This window comes from Pseudonocardia sp. P1 (assembly GCF_000178675.2).
Lineage (GTDB): Bacteria > Actinomycetota > Actinomycetes > Mycobacteriales > Pseudonocardiaceae > Pseudonocardia.
The window spans coordinates 1,218,994-1,236,441 of the sequence record NZ_ADUJ02000001.1; the positions used below are offsets into that span (position 1 = coordinate 1,218,994).

The window sequence follows — 17,448 nt, forward strand, 5'->3', positions numbered from 1 at the left end:
GCCGTCAGTCCGCGGGCCGCTGCTCCCGACCCGGAGCCGCCGCGACCGGCTCCGGCGCGGCGGGCCCGAACCACCGGGCCAGCGCGGCGTCGAGCGCGTGGGAGCCCTCCCCCGCCCAGACCACATGACCGTCCGGGCGCAGCAGCACGTCGGGCACACCCGGCGCCCCGGCGTCGACGACGTGGTCGACCCGGTCGGCCCACCCGGCGACCGGCAGCGTCCCGGTGCGGTCCAGCAGCAGGCCGCGGCCGGCGTGCATCAGCTCGTACAGCCGGCCCCGGTCCAGCTGCAGGTCCCGCATCCGGCGTCCCACCAGGTCGTGGCCGCCGCAGAGGTCGTAGCGGATCCCGATCGCGATGATCTTCTCGGTGAGGTGGCGGTTCACCTCCTCGAAGCCCACCAGCTCGGCGAGCAGGCGGCGCACCGCCTGCGCCCCCGGTTCCAGGGACATCAGCTCGATCTGGGCACGCGTGTTGTCGAGCACCGCGGCGGCGACCGGGCGGCGCTCGGCACCGTAGGTGTCCAGCAACCCGTCCGGCGCGCGGCCGCCGACCTCGGCGGCGAGCTTCCAGCCGAGGTTGAACGCGTCCTGGATGCCGAGGTTGAGCCCCTGCCCACCGGTCGGCGGGTGGACGTGCGCCGCGTCGCCGGCGAGCAGCACCCGGCCGGACCGGTAGCGCTCGGCGAGCCGGGTCGCGTCGCCGAACCGGGAGAGCCAGCGCGGCGAGTGCACCCCGAAGTCGGTGCCCGAGACCGCGCGGAGCCGGCGACGGACCTCGTCGATCGTCGGCGGCGGCGCGCCCCGTTCCGACACCCCCTCGGCGGGCACCACGACGCGGTACACCCCGTCGCCGAGCGGTCCGAGCCCGAACCGCTTCTGGGTCTCGCGGACCCGGGTGACCACGGCGGTGACGGTCTCCGGGTCGGCGGCGACCTCCATCTCGCCGATCAGCGTCTCGGTCCGCGACGGCTCCCCCGGGAACCCGATCCCCAGCAGCGAGCGGACCGTGCTGCGCCCGCCGTCGCAGCCGACGACCCAGCCCGCCCGCACACGGGCGCCACCGGCCAGCTCGACGGTGACGCCGTCGTCGTCCTGGGTGAGGCCGACCAGCTCCTCGCCGCGCCGGATCTCGGCGCCGAGCTCGACGGCGCGCTCGGCGAGCAGCCGGTCGGTGACGGGCTGCGGGATGCCGAGGACGTAGGCGTGCGCGGTGTCGAGATCCGCGGGCGCGGGTGCGGTGATGCCGGCGAAGAAGCCCCCGACAGGGTGCTGCGTGCCGTGTTCGAGGAACCGTTCCAGCAGCCCGCGCTGGTCCAGCACCTCGATGCTGCGCGCGTGGAGGCCGAGCGAACGGACGACCGTCGTCGGCTCCGCGTCCCGGTCCAGGACGAGCGTGCGGACGCCGTGCAGGCGCAGCTCGGCGGCCAGCATCAGACCTGTCGGCCCGGCTCCGGCGATGACGACGTCGACCATGGACCCCCCGTTCCGTCGATGTCCCCACCGATCGCCGTGCGGATCGTCGTGATCCGCACCGGCGTGGTGGACGGCGGAGAGTGTGCAGGTCGGACCGGGTCTTGCCGCAAGACGGGGGGTGCGCTATACGTTGGTCACGGAGGAGACGACCGCTCCGTCCTACCGCGGTAATGGTCCTTGATGACGGCAGAAATCGTCTGAAGCGGCTCGCAGGTCGGTCCGATCCCCCCATCGGTCGCCGCAGTGATTGCCGCCTTCCACAACGCCCAGCCGCGCGCGCGGGCCCACGTCTCCTCCGACGCGTCCACGGTGACGCGGAAGATCTCTCGGGCCTCACCCCAAAAGAGCGTCCACGTCGGCACAAGGTCACACGCAGTGCACGGAGGAACCGGGCCAGGTCCTCGGCGAACCGGGTACTGGTTCCCACGTCCGTCGCCGACGCGGTCCTCCCTGGGATCCATCTGCGGATCGACCACGGCCGGGGGTAGTCCGACGAGGGACGCCCTTCGGCGATCGGGACGGGTATCGGGACCGGCAGCGTCGTCGCCAGCCATGGCAGCCACGTCAGCTCCTTCGCGACCGCAGCGGCATACCTCTCCGCGCTGGGCAGGCGAATCGTCAACTCGGCCCCGAGGCGGAACGTGCGGTTGTCCCACCCCCTCTCGTCGACCTCGACGACCGGCAGGTGGGTCCACTGCGGGAACTGTTCCTCGATCAGCCGGGTCGCCAGCGCGGCATCGATCTCGTCACGGAGCATCCGGCCGAGAATGCTCGATCCGGATTCCGGGCACGAGCGGTTTCCGCGACGTCGCGGGTGGGGAAAGTCGGGGCGGACGAGTCGGTCTGTAAGCCGGATGTAGGTCGTTCCAGGTCAGAGACCCGCTATGCGCCGTGGGTCGTCTCCGGGCCGTGCGCACCACTACCCGAGCGCGGCGCCGAGCCCATCCACGATCAGCTTCGTCAGCGTCCCTGCCGCTGCCCCGGTTGTGATCAGCTGCTGCACCCGACCCACGATCTGGCGAATCTTCCCCGGATCCGGCTCGTCGTCGTCCAGTTCGTTCTCAACCTCGGTCGTTGACTCCTCCACCGCGGCCCGGCTGTCTTCATCGAGTCCGAGACCGTCGAGCTGGTCGCGGAGGAGGACGAGACACTCCCGCAGACCATCGGCGTTCGCGATCGGCGCATCACCCTGCCACCGGCTCTGATCCACGGGCCCGGAGATCCCGACGGCCATCTGGCCGCTGTTGTTCACTGGCCCGTAGAAGTTGTTGATGCTGCCACCCGGCGCGACCGGGGCGTTGCCAGGCTCGACGTCTAGCGAGATCGGCATGATGTGCTTGGCGGCCGAGCGCCGCCATTGTTTGCTGACCTCGCGAGCGGCACGGTCGATATCGCGTTTGTTGACCTTGAAGCCCTTTTTGGCCATGTCGAAGACCCTCCTTGCGGGGGTGCTGGGGCCACCCCTGCTCGTTCCACGCCCATATCTGCGAGAACAACATCAATGTAACCCCTACATGTAGGGGTATGCCACTACCCGGTCACGAATACGGCGTCGATGGCGCGGCGGGTCCGCGCCGAACTGAACGGCATCAGGTGGGTATAGGTCCGGAGCGTGAAGCCGGGATCGTGGTGACCCAGGTACTCCGACAGCGCCCGGACGCCCTCCCCCGCGTCCAGCAGGACCGAGGCGTAGTAGTGGCGCAGCGCGTGCGTGCCCGTCCTGCCGGGTCGGGTTCTCCACTCCGGCCGCCTTCCGGGCGGGCGCCCAGACACTCTCGTTGAAGTGGTTGCGGCGCAACGGTCCCCCGCGCTCGTCGGTGAACAGGAGCCGGGCCGTGACCGGATCTCCCGGCCGGGGTGCGCCATGGCAGCGTCACCGGGACCGGCGGAAACTGCTCGGCGTGCTCGTCGACCAGGCGCAGGACGCTGCGCGGCATCGGCACCTCGCGGGTCTTGTTGCGCTTCGGCGGCGCGAACACGAGACGGCTGTCCACGAGCCGCACTTGTCGAACGACGTGCGGGACGCCCGCCTCCCGGTCGATGTCGTCCGGGGAGAAGCCGAACGCCTCTCCCTGGCGCAGCCCGCACCCCGCGCCGAGCAAGACGAAGATCTCGAACCGGTCCTTCATCGCCAGCCGCAGCTTCGTCACCCGGGACCGGGACCACGGCACGACCTTGACCGGCGGACGCTTCGGCCGGACCACCGAACGGGCCTTCACCGGGTTCTCCCGGATAAGCCGGTCGTCCACGGCTGCGTTCAGGATCGACGAGACGTGCGCGAAGCACCGGCCTGGAAACTGTCCGCCACGCCCCGGTCCTGCATGCCGCGGATCCACGTCCGCACGTCGGTGGGTGTGATGTTGCCCAGCTCGCGGCGCTCGAAGAACGGGAGGATCTGGGCGTTCAGCCGCCACGTCACGCTGTTGCGGGTCGACGCCTCGAACGTCTGGGAGTCCAGCCAGCGGCGGGCGTAGTCGCCGAAGGTGATCCGGCCAGCCTTCGGGTCGATGTACCTGCCGTGGCTCTTGTCGCTCTCCATGCTGATCAAGAATTCGTCGGCCGCCCGCTTGCGACGATCCGGGAAGCTCCTGCTGCGCACGTGGCCCTCCGGGTCAAGAGCGCCGCCTTCGGCGGCGTGCGGGGCCGGCCACGCCGGCCCGCACCCGCTCAGGGGCGCCCAGACTCCTGCCAGCAACGGAGGTGATTCCGGATGCCCTGCCGCACCGCCACCTCCCGGAGCGGTTCGCCGCAGTATCTGCACGCGCTCGTGTGATCGAGTGCCAGATATTGCGTGTCGATCCGGCTCTGCTGCTGCGGAATCAGCTCCTTCAGCCGACGCTCGACGTCAGCCGTGCATGAGCCGATCGGCCCGACCACGTCGCGCTCGCTAGCTCCTCGGGCGACCGGATCCGGGTCGATGAATGTCCCCGCCGCCATCTCGGCGAACCGTGCGGCGTCCCTCGCCCGCACCATGTACGTCGCCTTGATCCGCCTCATGCCGAGTGGGACCTCGATCGGAACGAGGCCGCCATCTGGCGCTTGCTCTGCCACGTCATCAACGCTGTAACCACCGAGGGGGAAGAACTTCGGGTGCCACTGCCCGCAGGGGCGGGGGCGCCTTGTGTGGGGGCATACGCCCCCGAATCCCTGCGCCGTGGTGTCGTGGAACCAGGGTCGTGCGCACTTGAACTCGTGCAGCTGCCGTAGCCCGTTGACGACGGTCCAGGAGCCGCGCGGGGCGAAGCCGTGCGGCAGCTCGTTAGTCAGGACCGTCGGCACTCGGTAAGCCCACTTCGGTGGTCCAACCGGCCTGTCGCCCGACCAAAGCCTCGTGATGCCGCTGCGCGCTGCTTTGAACGTTCTCGCCTTCGCGGTCTGCTCGCTCATGCCGCTGTGCTGGACTTCGACGCCGATCTTGACGGACCCTTCGATCAGTACATCGACTTTCGCCCCTGGGATCGGCTTCTCCGGCTCGACCGCGTGTCCAGCGTCGGAGCCCGCTCGCATCCAGTAGTCCTGCTGCCAGCGGTGCTGGTCCGTCATGCGGCTCGCCTTGTGTTCGCCCATGGTGGCGTCGAAGTGGGCCAAGATCCACCGCTTGTACGGATCAAGACGGAGGTAGACCCAGGCACCGTGGAAGGGCTGACCGGGCTGGTCGTGCTCCCGGCACTCCAGCACGAATCGATCATCGATCGGACGATCGCCCGAGGTCGTCTTGCGATGTAGTTCCGACAGCAGCTCCGCCATCTCCGGCTCGTGTGCTCGTTCGAGATCTATCTCCTTGCCAGACCTCACCTCGGTGGCGCGTATGGCCACGGGCACCTCCAGGCGAACCGTTGCCCACCCAGGCGATGAGCAGTCACCTACTAGTGAAGCACCCACCACCGACAGTTCCGACGCGCGCGACCGCCGCCCCCTCGGTGCAGATGAGGGAGAGCGGGGCGGACGAGTCGGTCTGTAAGCCGGATCCTGTTCCCGGGCACCTCGCGGTGCTCCGTTCGGCGACCATCCATCTCGGCCTGCCGTCGCCGGCAGGCTCCAGCGGTCCACCCGCAGGCTCGGGCGGGCAGCCCTCGAACGCCTGCGCAGCCGCACGGTCACGGGTGACCGTCCGGCCTCTCGACCTTGCTCCAGGTGGGGTTTACCGAGCCATCCCGGTCGCCCGGGATGCTGGTGGTCTCTTACACCACCGTTTCACCCTTACCTCCGGGCGGACCCGGAGGCGGTCTGTTCTCTGTGGCACTGTCCCGCGGGTCTCCCCGGGTTGCCGTTGACAACCACCCTGCCCTGTGGAGTCCGGACTTTCCTCGGCGGGACCCGGAGGTCCCGACGCGGTCGCCCGACCGACTCGTCCGCGCCGACGAGTCTAGCCCCCCGCCCGGGGAGCCCGACGCCGAGCCGGGTCGATCAGATCCGGGCGTAGTCCCCGTGCCGGCCCCGGCCTCCGACGAACCGTCCGGCTCCGGCGACTCCCTCGTCGGCCATGGCGGCGAGACCGCTCACGAACTCCTCCCGCAGCGCCTGCCTGACCGGCTTGCCGTACTGGCCGTGCAGCGACTGGAGGTCCGCCCGGACGCAGTCCTGCGGGAAGCGGGCTATCTCCTGCGCCAGCGCCTCGGCCTCGGCCCGCGCATCGCCGGTCGGCACGACCTTCTCGGCCAGGCCGATCGACAGTGCCTCGGACGCCGGGACGGTCCGTCCGGTCAGGAGGATCTCCGCCGCGCGGCCCTGGCCCACCAGCCTCGGCAGGCGCACGGTGCCGCCGTCCAGGAAGGGGATGCCCCATCGACGGCAGTAGACGCCGAAGAACGCGTCCTGCTCCGCGACCCGGATGTCGCACCACATGGCGAGTTCCATCCCGCCCGCGACGGCGGCACCGGAGACTGCCGCGATCACCGGCTTGCCGAGCTCCAGCCGGGACGGGCCCATCGGCCCGTTCGGAGCCGGGGCGGTGTCGTCGTCGGGGAAGTCGATGTCGCTCAGCCAGAGTTCGGCACCGGTGCGCTGGACCTCCTTGAGATCGCCACCGGCGCAGAAGGTCCCACCCTCGCCCCACAGCACGGCGACGGACTGCTCCGGATCCGCCTCGAACGCCGTGAACGCGTCGACCAGCGCCTGTGCGTGCTCGGTGTCGACCGCGTTGCGCGCCTCCGGCCTGCTCAGCACCACCGTCGTGACCGGGCCGTCCCGTTCCACCCGTACCGTCATCGTGCCGTCTCCTCGTCACCCCCGGCCCGCGGGCCGAGGAGGTCGTCCACCATTGCGTCGAGCACCGTGTCCGGCTCCTCCCCCAGCGACCCGAGCCGTCCGGTGTGCGCCATGAGGATCACCCCGAAGACGGCCGAGCTGGCGCGGACGGCGTGCGAGCGCGCCGTACCGGGCACGGCGAGGCGGTCCGCCTCGAGCCCGGCGGCGAGCTCGTCCATCACCCGCTCGACCAGGGCGTTCAGCCGGGCGTCCAGCTCGGCGTCGAGACCGACCGGCCGAGCGCCCTGGAAGAGGTAGAAGCTGAGGTCGAAGTCGCCGGGTCGTTCCCGGTAGAAGCCGTACATCGCCCGCAGACCGGCCGCGGCGCGCTGCCCGTCCGGTGCACCGTCGGTCGCCGTGGCGATCCGGTCGGCGACCGTCGCGAGCGACCCACGGAGCACCTCGGCGTAGAGCTCCTCCTTGCTGCGGAAGTAGTTGTAGAGAACGCCGACGGTGTAGCCGGCGTTCTTCGCGATCTCCCGCATCGAGCTCCGGGCGATGCCCTCCCGGGCGAACACCGCGCGTGCCGACTCGACCAGCCACTCCCGCTTGAACGCCTGCTCGGCCGACCGTCGGCGCTCCGCGGCACCGGCCGGATCGTCGGTCACCACCGCTCCGTCCACCCGGAATTGATAGCACGCGTGCAAGAGATTGAACAACGTTCATGTGACTGCAATGCTGTCCATCAGATGGCCCTACGGCGTGGTGGAGGCGCGGGATGAGCGAGGAACCGACCGGTACGGACGCACTACGGGAGAACCTGATCACCCGGGTCACCGTGGGCGACGCGCTGACGCGCACGGCCCGGCGGTATCCGGACCGGCCGGCCGTCGTGGACGGCGACCGTCGCTGGACCTGGACCGACCTGGAGCAGCGGGCGAACCGCGTGGGGAACGCCCTGCTCGCCGACGGGTACCGGCGCGGCGACCGCCTGGCCCTGATGGCCGGGAACTGCGCCGAGTTCCTCGTGGTCCACTACGCCTGCGCCAAGATCGGCGTGGTCCTCGTCCCCGTGAACCTGGGCTGGCGCTCGGGCGAGATCGCCTACGTGCTCGGCCACTCCGCCGCGCGCGCGATGGTGGTCGCCGGTGGTCTGCTCACCGCGGCGGCCGAACCGCTGGAGGAGTCGCCGGGGGTGACCGATGTGATCGTGTTCGGCGACGGCCCGGTGGGACCGGTGGCCGGTCGCGACGTCCGCCGGCTGGACGAGCTGCTGGCCTCCGGGGCACCGGAGCCGCCGGAGGTCCTGGTCGAGGACCGGGATCCGGTGCAGTGCCTCTACACCAGCGGCACGACCTCGAAGCCCAAGGGCGTGCTGGGCAGCCACCTCGCGTGCCACGTCAACTCGCTGACGCTGGCCATCGAGTGGCGGTTCACCGAGCACGACCGCATAGCCTGCATGATGCCGATGTTCCACACCGGGCAGCTCAACCTGTTCTGCACACCGGCCGTCGCGGTCGGCGCCTGCATGGTGCTCCTGCCCGGCTTCGACGCCGGTGGGCTGCTGGACACGATCGAGTCCGAGTCGGTGACCGTGCTGTTCGGGCTGCCGATGATGTACCGGGCGGTGATGCAGTACCCGGAGGTGTCCGAGCGCGAGGTCGGCTCGTTGCGACTGGCGGTCTACGGCATGGCGCCGATGCCCGACGAGGACCTCCGCAGAGCCATCGACGTCCTCGGGTGCGACTTCTCGCTGATGTTCGGCCAGACCGAGATGGGCCCGGTCACGACGATCTTCCGGCCGGAGCACCAGCTCACGCACACGGGCGCCGTCGGCACCCCGACGGTCAACACCGAGGTGGCGGTGATGGACACCGCGGGCAGGCTGCTGGGTACCGGGGAGTCCGGCGAGATCGTCTACCGCGGGCCGCAGACCATGAACGGGTATCTCGACGATCCCGATGCCACCGCGGCGGCGTTCGCGCACGGCTGGTTCCACTCCGGCGACGTCGGGCACTTCGACGACGACGGCGTCCTCTGGTTCGACGACCGGTACAAGGACGTGATCAAGACGGGTGGCGAGAACGTTGCCTCGCTGGAGGTCGAGCGCGCGCTCTACGCGGCCGACGCGCGGGTCCAGGAGGTCGCCGTCGTCGGACTGCCGCACGAACGCTGGAGCGAGGCGATCACGGCCGTGGTCGTACCGGTGGCGGGCGCCGATCTCGATCCGGAGGAGCTGCGCACGGCGCTGCGCGACCACCTGGACGGTTACAAGATCCCGAAGGCCGTCCTCGTGCTGGACGAGCTGCCGAAGACCTCGACCGGCAAGATCCAGAAGAACGTCCTGCGCGAGAAGCACGCGGGGTACTTCGCGTGAGCACGACGCAGGGACCGGCCTACGGGCCCACGGTGTACGACCAGCTGGCCCGGGTCGCCGCCGGCACGCCCGACGCCCCCTTCCAGGTGCACGGCGACCGTCGCTGGACCTGGGCGCAGGCCCGCGACGAGGTCGACGCGCTCGCCGGCGGGATGCAGCGGCTCGGCGTGCGGCGGGGCGACACCGTCGCCATCTGGCTGCCGAACGTCGGCGAGTGGACGCTGCTCTGGCTCGCCGCCGCGAGTCTCGGCGCGGCAGCCGTCCCGGTGAACACCCGCTACAAGGCGGACGAGGCCGCGTACCTGGTCGGGCAGTCCGGCGCGGTCCTGCTCGTGCACCCGGGCCGGTTCCTCGACATCGACTTCCGGGCGATGGTGGGCCGGATGCCGGAGCTGCCCGCACTCCGGCACGTCGTCACGCTCGGCGAGCCGGGGCCCGGCGAGCTCCGGTACACCGATCTCCTCGACCCGGGCCGGGACCTCACCGGGGCGCGCGCCGCGGTCACCCCGTCCGACGACCTGATCCTCGTCTACACCTCGGGCACGACGGGGTTCCCGAAGGGCGCCCGGCACCCGCACACCACGCTCTCCGACGTCGCCGCCATGGCCGGGGTGATGGGCGTCCACGCCGGCGACCGGATCCTCACCCAGTTCCCGTTCTTCCACGTCGGTGGCAGCTTCCTGTCCACGATGACGGTCCTGGTCACCGGTGCGTCGATGGTCTGTGTGGAGCACTTCACCGGTGAGGGCGCGCTCGAGGAGATCTCCCGGGAGCGGTGCACGGTGGTGAACGGGGTGCCCAGCCACTTCGTGATGATGCTGTCCGCGATGGAGGCGGGTGCCGCCGCCGACACCGCGTCGGTCCGGGTCGGTTTCGTCGCGGGGGCGCTGATCCCGCCCGAGCTGGTCCGCGGGATCCGCCGGCACCTCGGCATGGACCTGCTCACGATGTACGGGATGACCGAGACCACCGGCGTCACGACCGCGACCCGCCTCGACGACCCGGACGAGGTGTTGCTGGGAACGGTCGGGCGCCCGATCGCCGACGACTACGAGGTCGCCGTCGTCGACCCGGCGACCGCCGAACGGGCGTCGACCGGGACCGACGGCGAGATCTGGGTCCGTGGGCACCGGGTCACCCCGGGCTACCACGGCATCGCCGATCCCGAGATGTTCCGCGACGACGGGTGGTTCCGGACCGGTGACCTGGGCCGGATGCGGCCCGACGGCAACCTGATGATCACCGGCCGGCTCAAGGACATGTTCATCGTCGGCGGTACCAACACCTTCCCCGCCGAGATCGAGAACGTGATCGGGTCGCTCGACGGCGTCGTCCAGGTCCACGTCGTCGGTGTGCCGGACGCGCGGCTCGGTGAGGTCGGCTGCGCCTACGTCGAGGTCCGGCCGGGCGAGGCTCCCGACGCGGACGCCGTCGTCGCGCACTGCAGGGAGCGGCTGGCCGGGTACAAGGTGCCACGGCACGTGTTCTTCGTCGACGAGTTCCCGATGACGGCGACCGGGAAGATCCAGAAGTACCGGCTGCGGGACCGGGCGATCGACGATCTCGACCTCGGGGAGCTCGCAGGAAGCACGATCCTCGGCTATCACACCGGCTCGGGCTGAGCCCCGGCCAGGATCGCGCCCAGCTCGTCGCGGGTCGGCCCCTCCGCCGGCGGCGGCCGCCACCCCGACTCGTAGACGGCGCGGGCCAGCGGTTCGACGTCGTCCAGGGCGGACGGCCCCACCCGCATCCCGAGGAACGGCCCCGCCACCTCGCCGATCCGGGGTTCGACCTGGGCGGCGGCCAGGACGAACGGCGTCGCGAGCGGCCCGGTCAGGTCGAGGTCCTCCCCGGCCCAGAGCCGGCGGGCGCCGTCGTCGGCGCGCAGGTGGTCCTCCACCCAGGGCCGCATCTCCGCGTCGCACCACGCACCGAAGCCGTCGGTCCCGCCGTCCTCGTCGATCGTCCGCAGGAGCTCGACGGCCTGCATCATCGTCGTCGCGAGGCCGCGGCCGAACATCGGCGTGGTGGTGCAGACGGCGTCGCCGACCAGCACCAGCCCGGCGATGCCGGGCTGGACGCGGTACTGGTTGTGCAGTCGCCCACCGGGCAGCACCGGGGTGATCGGGGCGGACCGGTCCGGGTCGGTCCAGTCGGAGAGCCCGGGGATCGCGCGGCAGGCGGCGTCGAAGGCGGCGTCGTACCGGAGCCCGTGCAGTGTCCCGGCGGGGCGCACGACCAGCACCGAGAAGATCCCCTGCTCGTGCCGGAAGACGATCACCTGGTACCCGTCGAGGTCGGCCTGCCAGGCCAGCGGGTTGACCATCGGGCCGGGCTCGGCGCCCGGCTGCAGGCGGTACTGCCTGCTGACGTACGCGGCGCCCGTGTCCCCGGCGAGCGCAGGCGGCCCGGCGTGCCCGCGGGTCACCCGGCCCGCCCGCCCGGACGCGTCGACCACCAGGTCGAACGGCACCGGAACGCGGTCGACGACGAGCCCGCGGGCCCGCCCGCCGTCGACCAGCACGGCGTCGACGTGGCCCTGCCGCACCGTGAACCCGGGCTCCCGGACGGCGACCGACCGCAGCGCCCGCTCGAACGTCTCCCGGCGCGCACGCATCCCGCCGGTCATGGTCGTGCCGTCCGGCAGGACGAAGGTCAGCGGCTCGGCGCCGGCGTCGAGGCACGCCCGGTACGCCTCCGGCAGCTCCGCCTGCAGCGCCTCCCCGACCTGCGCGCGCACCCCGTGCGGATGGTGGAACTGCATGACGCCGCGCCGGTCCCAGCTGCCGTCCGGCGCCGGTCCGCCGTCCCGGTCGACGGCGACGACGGCGTGCCCCCGCCGGGCGAGCGCAGCCCCGAGGAACAACCCGGCCGGACCCGCCCCGATGATCCCCACGCGCATGCCGGCCTCCGGTCGGGTAGATTTCAGTGCACTCAGAGTGCACCTGATCGTGGGAGGTGTCCAGTGGCCCGGAGCTACCGGTCCGCGCTGCGCGACGAGCAGGCGCGCGCGACCCGCCGGTCGGTCGTGGCCGCGGCCGCCGGGCTGTTCGTCCGGGACGGCTACGCCGCCACGACGCTCGACGCCGTCGCCGCCGCGGCCGGGGTCAGCCGCCGGACCGTCGTGAACGCCGCCGGGGGCAAGCCGGCGCTGCTGGCGCTCGCCGTCGACCACACGCTCGTCGGCGACGACGAGCCCGTCCCGATGGCCGACCGTCCGATGGTCCGGCGGATCGTCGCGTGCACCGACCCGGCCGAGGCCGTCCGGCTGTGGGCGGACATGGTCGTCGACGTGCAGGGACGGGTGGCCGCGCTGGCAGCGGTGGTGGACGCCGCGGCCGACACCGATCCCGAGGTCGGGGCCCTGCGGGCGCGCGGCGAGCGGGAGCGGCTCGACGGCGCACGGGCCTTCGCCGCGCACCTGGACTCGCTCGGTGGTCTGCGCCCGGACCTGTCCCCCGACACGGCCGCCGACGTCTGCTGGACGCTGAACGACGGCGCGTCCTACCGGCGCCTGGTGGGGCTGCGGGGCTGGAGCGCCGTCGCCTACCGGGACTGGCTCACCCGGGTGACGACGGCGTCGCTGCTCGCCTGAACCGCCGGCGTCACGTCCCGCAGAACGTGACGAACCGCGGGGCGTCCGGTCCGGCCGGCTGCGCGAACCGCTCGTAGCCCTCGCGCTCGTCGAACGGGTGGGCGAGCACCTGCAGCAGCCACTGCAACGGCTCGAGGTCGTCGTCGCGCACGGCCGCCTCCAGCGCCGCCTCGACGAGGTGGTTGCGGGGGACGTAGACCGGGTTGACCCGGTCCATCGCGTCCGGGTCGGGACCGGCTGCCCGCCAGGACTCCAGCCAGGCCGACGGGGCCGACGGGTCGTCGAAGAGCTCGCGGAGCGGGCCCTCGTCGCCGCGGGCCGCGGCACCCAGCCGCCGGAAGAAGAGCGTGTGGTCCGGCTTCTCCTCGGCCAGGAGCGCGGCGAGGTCGGTCAGCAGCGGGCCGGGAGCGGGCAGCCCGATCTTCGCCGCGTACCCGCGGTCGCGGGCGTCGTGGTAACGGTCGGCGAAGCCCTGCAGGACCTCGGTGGCCTGCCGGATCGCCTCGTCCTGGTCGTCGTCGAGCAGCGGGATCAGCGACTCGCCGAAGCGGGCCAGGTTCCACTGGGCGACGCCGGGCTGGTTGCCGTAGGCGTAGCGGCCGCCGGAGTCGATCGAGCTGTAGACGGCCGCCGGGTCGTGGGCGTCGAGGAACGCGCAGGGGCCGTAGTCGATCGTCTCCCCGGAGATCGTCATGTTGTCGGTGTTCATGACACCGTGCACGAACCCGAGGTGCATCCACTGCGCGACGAGCCGGGCCTGCGCGTCGACGACGCGGCGGTAGAGCTCCAGGTAGGGGGCCTCGGTCCCGGCGACGGACGGGTGGTGCCGGGCGATCGCGTGGTCGGCGAGCCGGCGCAGGACGTCGACCTCGCCGGTGGCCGCGGCGAACTGGAACGTGCCGACCCGCAGGTGGCTCGACGCCGTCCGGGCCAGGACCGCGCCGGGCTCGGGCCCGCGGTCGCGCATCACGTGCTCACCGGTCGCGACGACGGCGAGCGACCGGGTGGAGGGCACGCCGAGCGCGTGCATCGCCTCCGACACCAGGTACTCGCGCAGCATCGGCCCGAGCGGAGCCCGGCCGTCGCCGCCGCGGGCGAACGGCGTCCGCCCGGAGCCCTTGAGGTGCAGGTCGCGGCGCTGCCCGTCCGGGGTGACGAGCTCGCCGAGCAGCAGCGCGCGGCCGTCGCCGAGCCGCGGCGAGTAGTTGCCGAACTGGTGGCCGGCGTAGGCCTGGGCGACCGTCGTCGCGGACTCCGGGACCGACGTGCCGGTGAGCAGCCCGAGCCCGGCGTCCGTGCGCAGGACGTCCGGGTCGAGCCCCAGCTCGCGGGCCAGCGCGTCGTTGACCAGCACCGCCCGCGGGTCCGGGGCGGGGGCCGCGTTCCAGGCGAGGTACAGGCCCTCCAGGTCGCGGACGAAGGTGTTCTCGAACGCGATCTCCGTGGCTGCCGTCATGCCCCCAGGCTACGAGCCCCCGGCGGGATCGGCCGCGTGCCGGCGCGTGCACCTCTTCACTGTGCACCTCTTCACTGTGCGGCTGCCGGGCCACCGTCCGCGGATATCGGCCGCCGCTGCCGCCTCCTAGCGTCGGGTCCATGAGCGACGGTGCCGTCATCGACCCTGCCCGCATGCGTACCGTGCTGGGCCACTTCGCGTCCGGCCTCGTGGTCGTCACGGCGATCACCCCCGACGGCCCGGCCGGCTTCACCTGCCAGTCCTTCGGTTCGCTGTCCCTGGACCCGCCGCTGGTCTCCTTCTCCCCGGCGCGGACGTCGTCGACCTGGCCGCGGATCCGGGAGGCCGGCCGGTTCTGCGTGAACGTCCTCGCCGAGGAGCACGACGGGCTCAGCTCCGCGTTCGCCCGTTCCGGGACCGACAAGTTCGCCGGTGTCTCCTGGACGTGCGCACCGTCCGGGGCCCCGCTCCTCGACGGCGTCGCCGCCTGGATCGACTGCACCCTCGACGACGAGTTCCCCGGCGGCGACCACACGATCGTCGTCGGCCGGGTGGGCGCGCTCGACGCGGACCCGGACCGGCGGCCGCTGCTGTTCCACCGGGGCGGCTACGGGATCGCGGGGAGCTAGCCGCGCAGGGTGTCCCGCGGGAGCTCGCCGAACCGGTCCCGGTACTGCTGGGCGAACCGGCTCTGGTGGAAGAAGCCCCACCGCAGGGCCACGTCGGTGACCCGCACCGTCGCGGGGTCGCAGCGCAGCAGCTCCGCCCGCACCCGGTCCAGCCGGATCCGGCGGAGGTGCCCCATCGGCGACTCGCCCAGCTCCTGCTGGAACGCCGAGTGCAGGGTGCGCACGCTCATGCAGCCGACCCGGGCCAGCTCCTGCGGGGTGAGCGGGGTGTCGGCGTGCTGCTCCATGTACTCGACGACCGGCCCGAGCCGCCCGGACCGGACGGGGTCGGCGGGGGCCGCGAGCGCGTCGGTGTACCGGTGCCGCCCGGCGTGCAGCAGCTGCGTCATCACGAACGCCTCGAGCTGCTCCCGCGCGACCGGCATGTCGGCCAGACCGCCGGGCCGGTCGAGCTCACGGGCCAGGAACTCGACCGACGCGAGGAGGGTCCGCCCCGCCGGTGTCGTCAGGTCGATCCCGTAGTCGAAGTCGACGATCTCGTGCACCGGGCGGTTGAGCTGCTCGCTCAGGTGGATCTCCAGGCTCGTGCGCGGGATCTTCAGGATCAGCTGCTCGGCGTCCGGGGACCAGCGGACGGTGTTGGTGCGGTCGGGCAGCAGCACCACGCCCGACGCCCGCGCCGCCGTACAGGCCCGCTCGCCGTCGCTGCGCTGGGCGGCGGTGTGGCCCGCGATCGTGAGATTGACGTGGTAGTTGTCCTCGGTCGGTGGCATGACCAGCTTCGCCGGGGACTCGTAGGTCAGGTAGCCGACCGTGAACACGCGGTCGGTGGTGGCGTTCAGGGTCATCGCGACCCGGTCGTCCGGCGCGGTGAGGTCGTGCTCGAGGTAGACCCGGGCGACCGCCTCGCGGGCGTGTTCCAGGCTGTGGGTGCCGAGGACCGGGTACCGGGTCAGCAGTGCGCTCCCGGGTGCGGGCCCGGGGCCGGGGCGGGACTGCATCCGTCTCGACACCTCCTCGTGCCGTCGCGTCCTGCGCGCAGCCTAGGTCCGGCGCCACACCGGCTACCAGCCGTTGCGCGCGGTCCGCCATCCGCTGAGTGCGCCGTTCCGCCGGACCGCGCTGCGCCGTCGCGGTGTGCACGGATCGGCTCGGCGGCCGCCGTCCGCGGATATCGACCCCACCCCGGCGCTCCCTAGCGTCCTGCCGCATCGAGATCACCGGGACCCGTGAGGAGAGGTCGATGACGACATCCCTGGACGAGTTCGGGCTGTTCGTCGACGGGAAGTCCGTCGGCGCGCGGTCGGGACGCACGTTCGAGTCGCAGAACCCGTACACCGGAGCGCCGTGGGCGCAGCTCGCCGACGGCGGCCCGGACGACGTCGACGAGGCGGTCGCGGCGGCGCGGGCGGCACTCGACGGGGAGTGGGGCGCCATGACGGGCTTCGCCAGGGCCGCGGTCCTGCGCCGGTGCGGCGACGCGATCGCGGCGAACGCCGAGCGGCTGGCCCGCCTGGAGGTGAACGACTCCGGGAAGCTGCTGCGCGAGATGCGCGGTCAGCTCCAGAGCCTGCCGCAGTGGTACTACTACTTCTCCGGGCTGGCCGACAAGATCGAGGGCCGGACCGTCCCGCCGGTGAACCCGAACTACTTCGGCTACACCCTCCGGGAGCCGGTCGGGGTGGTCGGCGCGATCACCCCGTGGAACTCCCCGCTGCTGCTGCTCACCTTCAAGCTGGCCCCCGCGCTCGCGGCCGGCTGCACGATGGTGGTCAAGCCGTCCGAGCACTCCCCCGCCTCGACCGTCGCGTTCGCCGAGGTGCTGCACGAGGCCGGGCTGCCGGCCGGTGTGCTGAACGTCGTGACCGGCTGGGACCGCGCCTGCGGCGAGGCGCTGGCGAAACACCCGGGGATCGACAAGGTCGCCTTCACCGGATCCACCGGCACCGGCGTCAAGGTCGCCGAGGCGGCAGCCCGCAACGTCAACCGGGTCACCCTGGAGCTGGGCGGCAAGTCCCCGCAGGTCGTGTTCCCGGACGCCGACCTCGACGCCGCCGCGAACGGCCTGGTCGCCGGCGTGTTCGCGGCCACCGGCCAGACCTGCATGGCCGGGTCCCGCCTGATCGTCCACGCCGACGTCCACGACGCGCTGGTCGAGAAGGTCGCCGAGCGGGCCGACGCGATCGTGCTCGGCGACCCCACCGACGCCGCGACCGAGATGGGGCCGGTCGCCAACCGCCCCCAGTACGAGAAGGTGCTCGGCTACCTGCGGGGCGCCGCCGACGAGGGCGCCACCTTCGCCTGTGGTGGCGGGCCGGACGCGGAACGCGGCGGGCTGTTCGTGCGGCCGACCGTGGTCACCGGTGTGACACCGGAGAACACCGTCGTCCGCGAGGAGGTGTTCGGCCCGGTGCTGGCGGCCTACACCTTCACCGACGAGGACGAGGCCCTCGCGCTGGCCAACGACACCCCCTACGGCCTGGCCGGAGCCGTGTGGACCAAGGACGTGCACCGCGCGCACCGGGTCGCGGCCAGGCTCCGTGCCGGCACGGTGTGGATCAACGCCTACCGCGTGATCGCCCCGAACATGCCCTTCGGCGGGTTCGGTGCCAGCGGCATCGGCCGCGAGAACGGCGTCGAGGCGGTCCACGAGTACACGGAGGACAAGTCCGTGTTCGTCGAGCTGACCGGCGGCACCCGCGACCCCTTCCAGCTCGGCTGACGAGCTCC

The 17,448-nt window shown here is 72.2% G+C and carries 15 protein-coding genes, 1 other RNA gene and 1 pseudogene; 5 read left to right on the plus strand and 12 right to left on the minus strand.

Annotated features, from left to right (window positions below; all coding sequences use genetic code 11):
• Positions 1-4 precede the first annotated feature (4 nt).
• The 9 genes and pseudogenes from rox to PP1_RS05155 form a co-directional block, all read right to left on the minus strand.
• Positions 5-1,474 carry a rifampin monooxygenase gene (rox, locus tag PP1_RS05120; RefSeq protein ID WP_010227209.1) on the minus strand — a complete coding sequence of 490 codons (1,470 nt, stop codon included), beginning with the start codon at positions 1,472-1,474 and terminating at the stop codon, positions 5-7.
• Between the two features lie 415 nt (positions 1,475-1,889).
• Positions 1,890-2,231, minus strand: a pseudogene (locus PP1_RS31540) (phosphotransferase); the annotation flags it as partial.
• A 162-nt stretch (positions 2,232-2,393) separates the two neighbouring features.
• The gene (locus PP1_RS05125; protein WP_010227207.1) at positions 2,394-2,900 is read right to left on the minus strand and encodes a hypothetical protein; all 507 of its coding nucleotides are present in this window, start codon (positions 2,898-2,900) and stop codon (positions 2,394-2,396) included.
• A gap of 104 nt (positions 2,901-3,004) precedes the next feature.
• Complete coding sequence (locus tag PP1_RS05130; protein ID WP_249265968.1) at positions 3,005-3,340, minus strand: tyrosine-type recombinase/integrase; 336 nt, start codon at positions 3,338-3,340, stop codon at positions 3,005-3,007.
• Positions 3,341-3,731: 391 nt separating this feature from the next.
• Positions 3,732-4,073 (minus strand): phage integrase central domain-containing protein, encoded by a 342-nt coding sequence (locus PP1_RS05135; protein ID WP_029239368.1) that lies wholly within the window; start codon positions 4,071-4,073, stop codon positions 3,732-3,734.
• A 68-nt stretch (positions 4,074-4,141) separates the two neighbouring features.
• Positions 4,142-5,221 carry a hypothetical protein gene (locus PP1_RS05140; RefSeq protein WP_139323848.1) on the minus strand — a complete coding sequence of 360 codons (1,080 nt, stop codon included), beginning with the start codon at positions 5,219-5,221 and terminating at the stop codon, positions 4,142-4,144.
• Positions 5,222-5,416: 195 nt separating this feature from the next.
• Positions 5,417-5,825, minus strand: an RNA gene (gene rnpB / locus PP1_RS05145) — RNase P RNA component class A.
• A 56-nt stretch (positions 5,826-5,881) separates the two neighbouring features.
• Positions 5,882-6,682: a crotonase/enoyl-CoA hydratase family protein gene (locus PP1_RS05150; protein ID WP_029239367.1), complete on the minus strand. Its 801-nt coding sequence runs from the start codon at positions 6,680-6,682 to the stop codon at positions 5,882-5,884.
• Positions 6,679-7,329 (minus strand): TetR/AcrR family transcriptional regulator, encoded by a 651-nt coding sequence (locus tag PP1_RS05155; RefSeq protein ID WP_162097270.1) that lies wholly within the window; start codon positions 7,327-7,329, stop codon positions 6,679-6,681. Before PP1_RS05155 ends, PP1_RS05150 begins: the two co-directional genes overlap by 4 nt.
• A 110-nt stretch (positions 7,330-7,439) precedes the next feature.
• On the opposite strand from PP1_RS05155, the gene PP1_RS05160 reads away from it, so the two are divergent.
• Both PP1_RS05160 and PP1_RS05165 read left to right on the plus strand, forming a co-directional pair.
• Positions 7,440-9,038, plus strand: a complete 1,599-nt coding sequence (locus PP1_RS05160; protein ID WP_010227203.1) for an AMP-binding protein — start codon at positions 7,440-7,442, stop codon at positions 9,036-9,038.
• Positions 9,035-10,660 (plus strand): AMP-binding protein, encoded by a 1,626-nt coding sequence (locus PP1_RS05165; RefSeq protein WP_010227202.1) that lies wholly within the window; start codon positions 9,035-9,037, stop codon positions 10,658-10,660. Before PP1_RS05160 ends, PP1_RS05165 begins: the two co-directional genes overlap by 4 nt.
• Here PP1_RS05165 and PP1_RS05170 read toward each other — a convergent pair.
• Positions 10,642-11,940, minus strand: a complete 1,299-nt coding sequence (locus PP1_RS05170; RefSeq protein WP_010227201.1) for an FAD-dependent oxidoreductase — start codon at positions 11,938-11,940, stop codon at positions 10,642-10,644. The genes PP1_RS05165 and PP1_RS05170 overlap by 19 nt on opposite strands.
• A gap of 63 nt (positions 11,941-12,003) precedes the next feature.
• On the opposite strand from PP1_RS05170, the gene PP1_RS05175 reads away from it, so the two are divergent.
• Positions 12,004-12,633, plus strand: coding sequence for a TetR/AcrR family transcriptional regulator (locus tag PP1_RS05175; RefSeq protein ID WP_010227200.1), 630 nt, complete (start codon positions 12,004-12,006; stop codon positions 12,631-12,633).
• Between the two features lie 10 nt (positions 12,634-12,643).
• Here PP1_RS05175 and PP1_RS05180 read toward each other — a convergent pair whose 3' ends face one another.
• Positions 12,644-14,089, minus strand: a complete 1,446-nt coding sequence (locus PP1_RS05180) for a protein adenylyltransferase SelO (RefSeq protein WP_010227192.1) — start codon at positions 14,087-14,089, stop codon at positions 12,644-12,646.
• Between the two features lie 140 nt (positions 14,090-14,229).
• On the opposite strand from PP1_RS05180, the gene PP1_RS05185 reads away from it, so the two are divergent.
• Entirely contained in the window at positions 14,230-14,718 is a 489-nt protein-coding gene (locus PP1_RS05185) for a flavin reductase family protein (protein WP_010227190.1), read from the plus strand.
• Here PP1_RS05185 and PP1_RS05190 read toward each other — a convergent pair.
• Complete coding sequence (locus PP1_RS05190) at positions 14,715-15,719, minus strand: AraC family transcriptional regulator (protein ID WP_010227188.1); 1,005 nt, start codon at positions 15,717-15,719, stop codon at positions 14,715-14,717. The genes PP1_RS05185 and PP1_RS05190 overlap by 4 nt on opposite strands.
• Positions 15,720-15,961: 242 nt before the next feature.
• Between PP1_RS05190 and PP1_RS05195 the strand changes: the two genes are divergently transcribed.
• On the plus strand, positions 15,962-17,440 hold the full coding sequence (locus PP1_RS05195; protein WP_010227186.1) for an aldehyde dehydrogenase: 1,479 nt from the start codon (positions 15,962-15,964) through the stop codon (positions 17,438-17,440).
• Positions 17,441-17,448 lie beyond the last annotated feature (8 nt).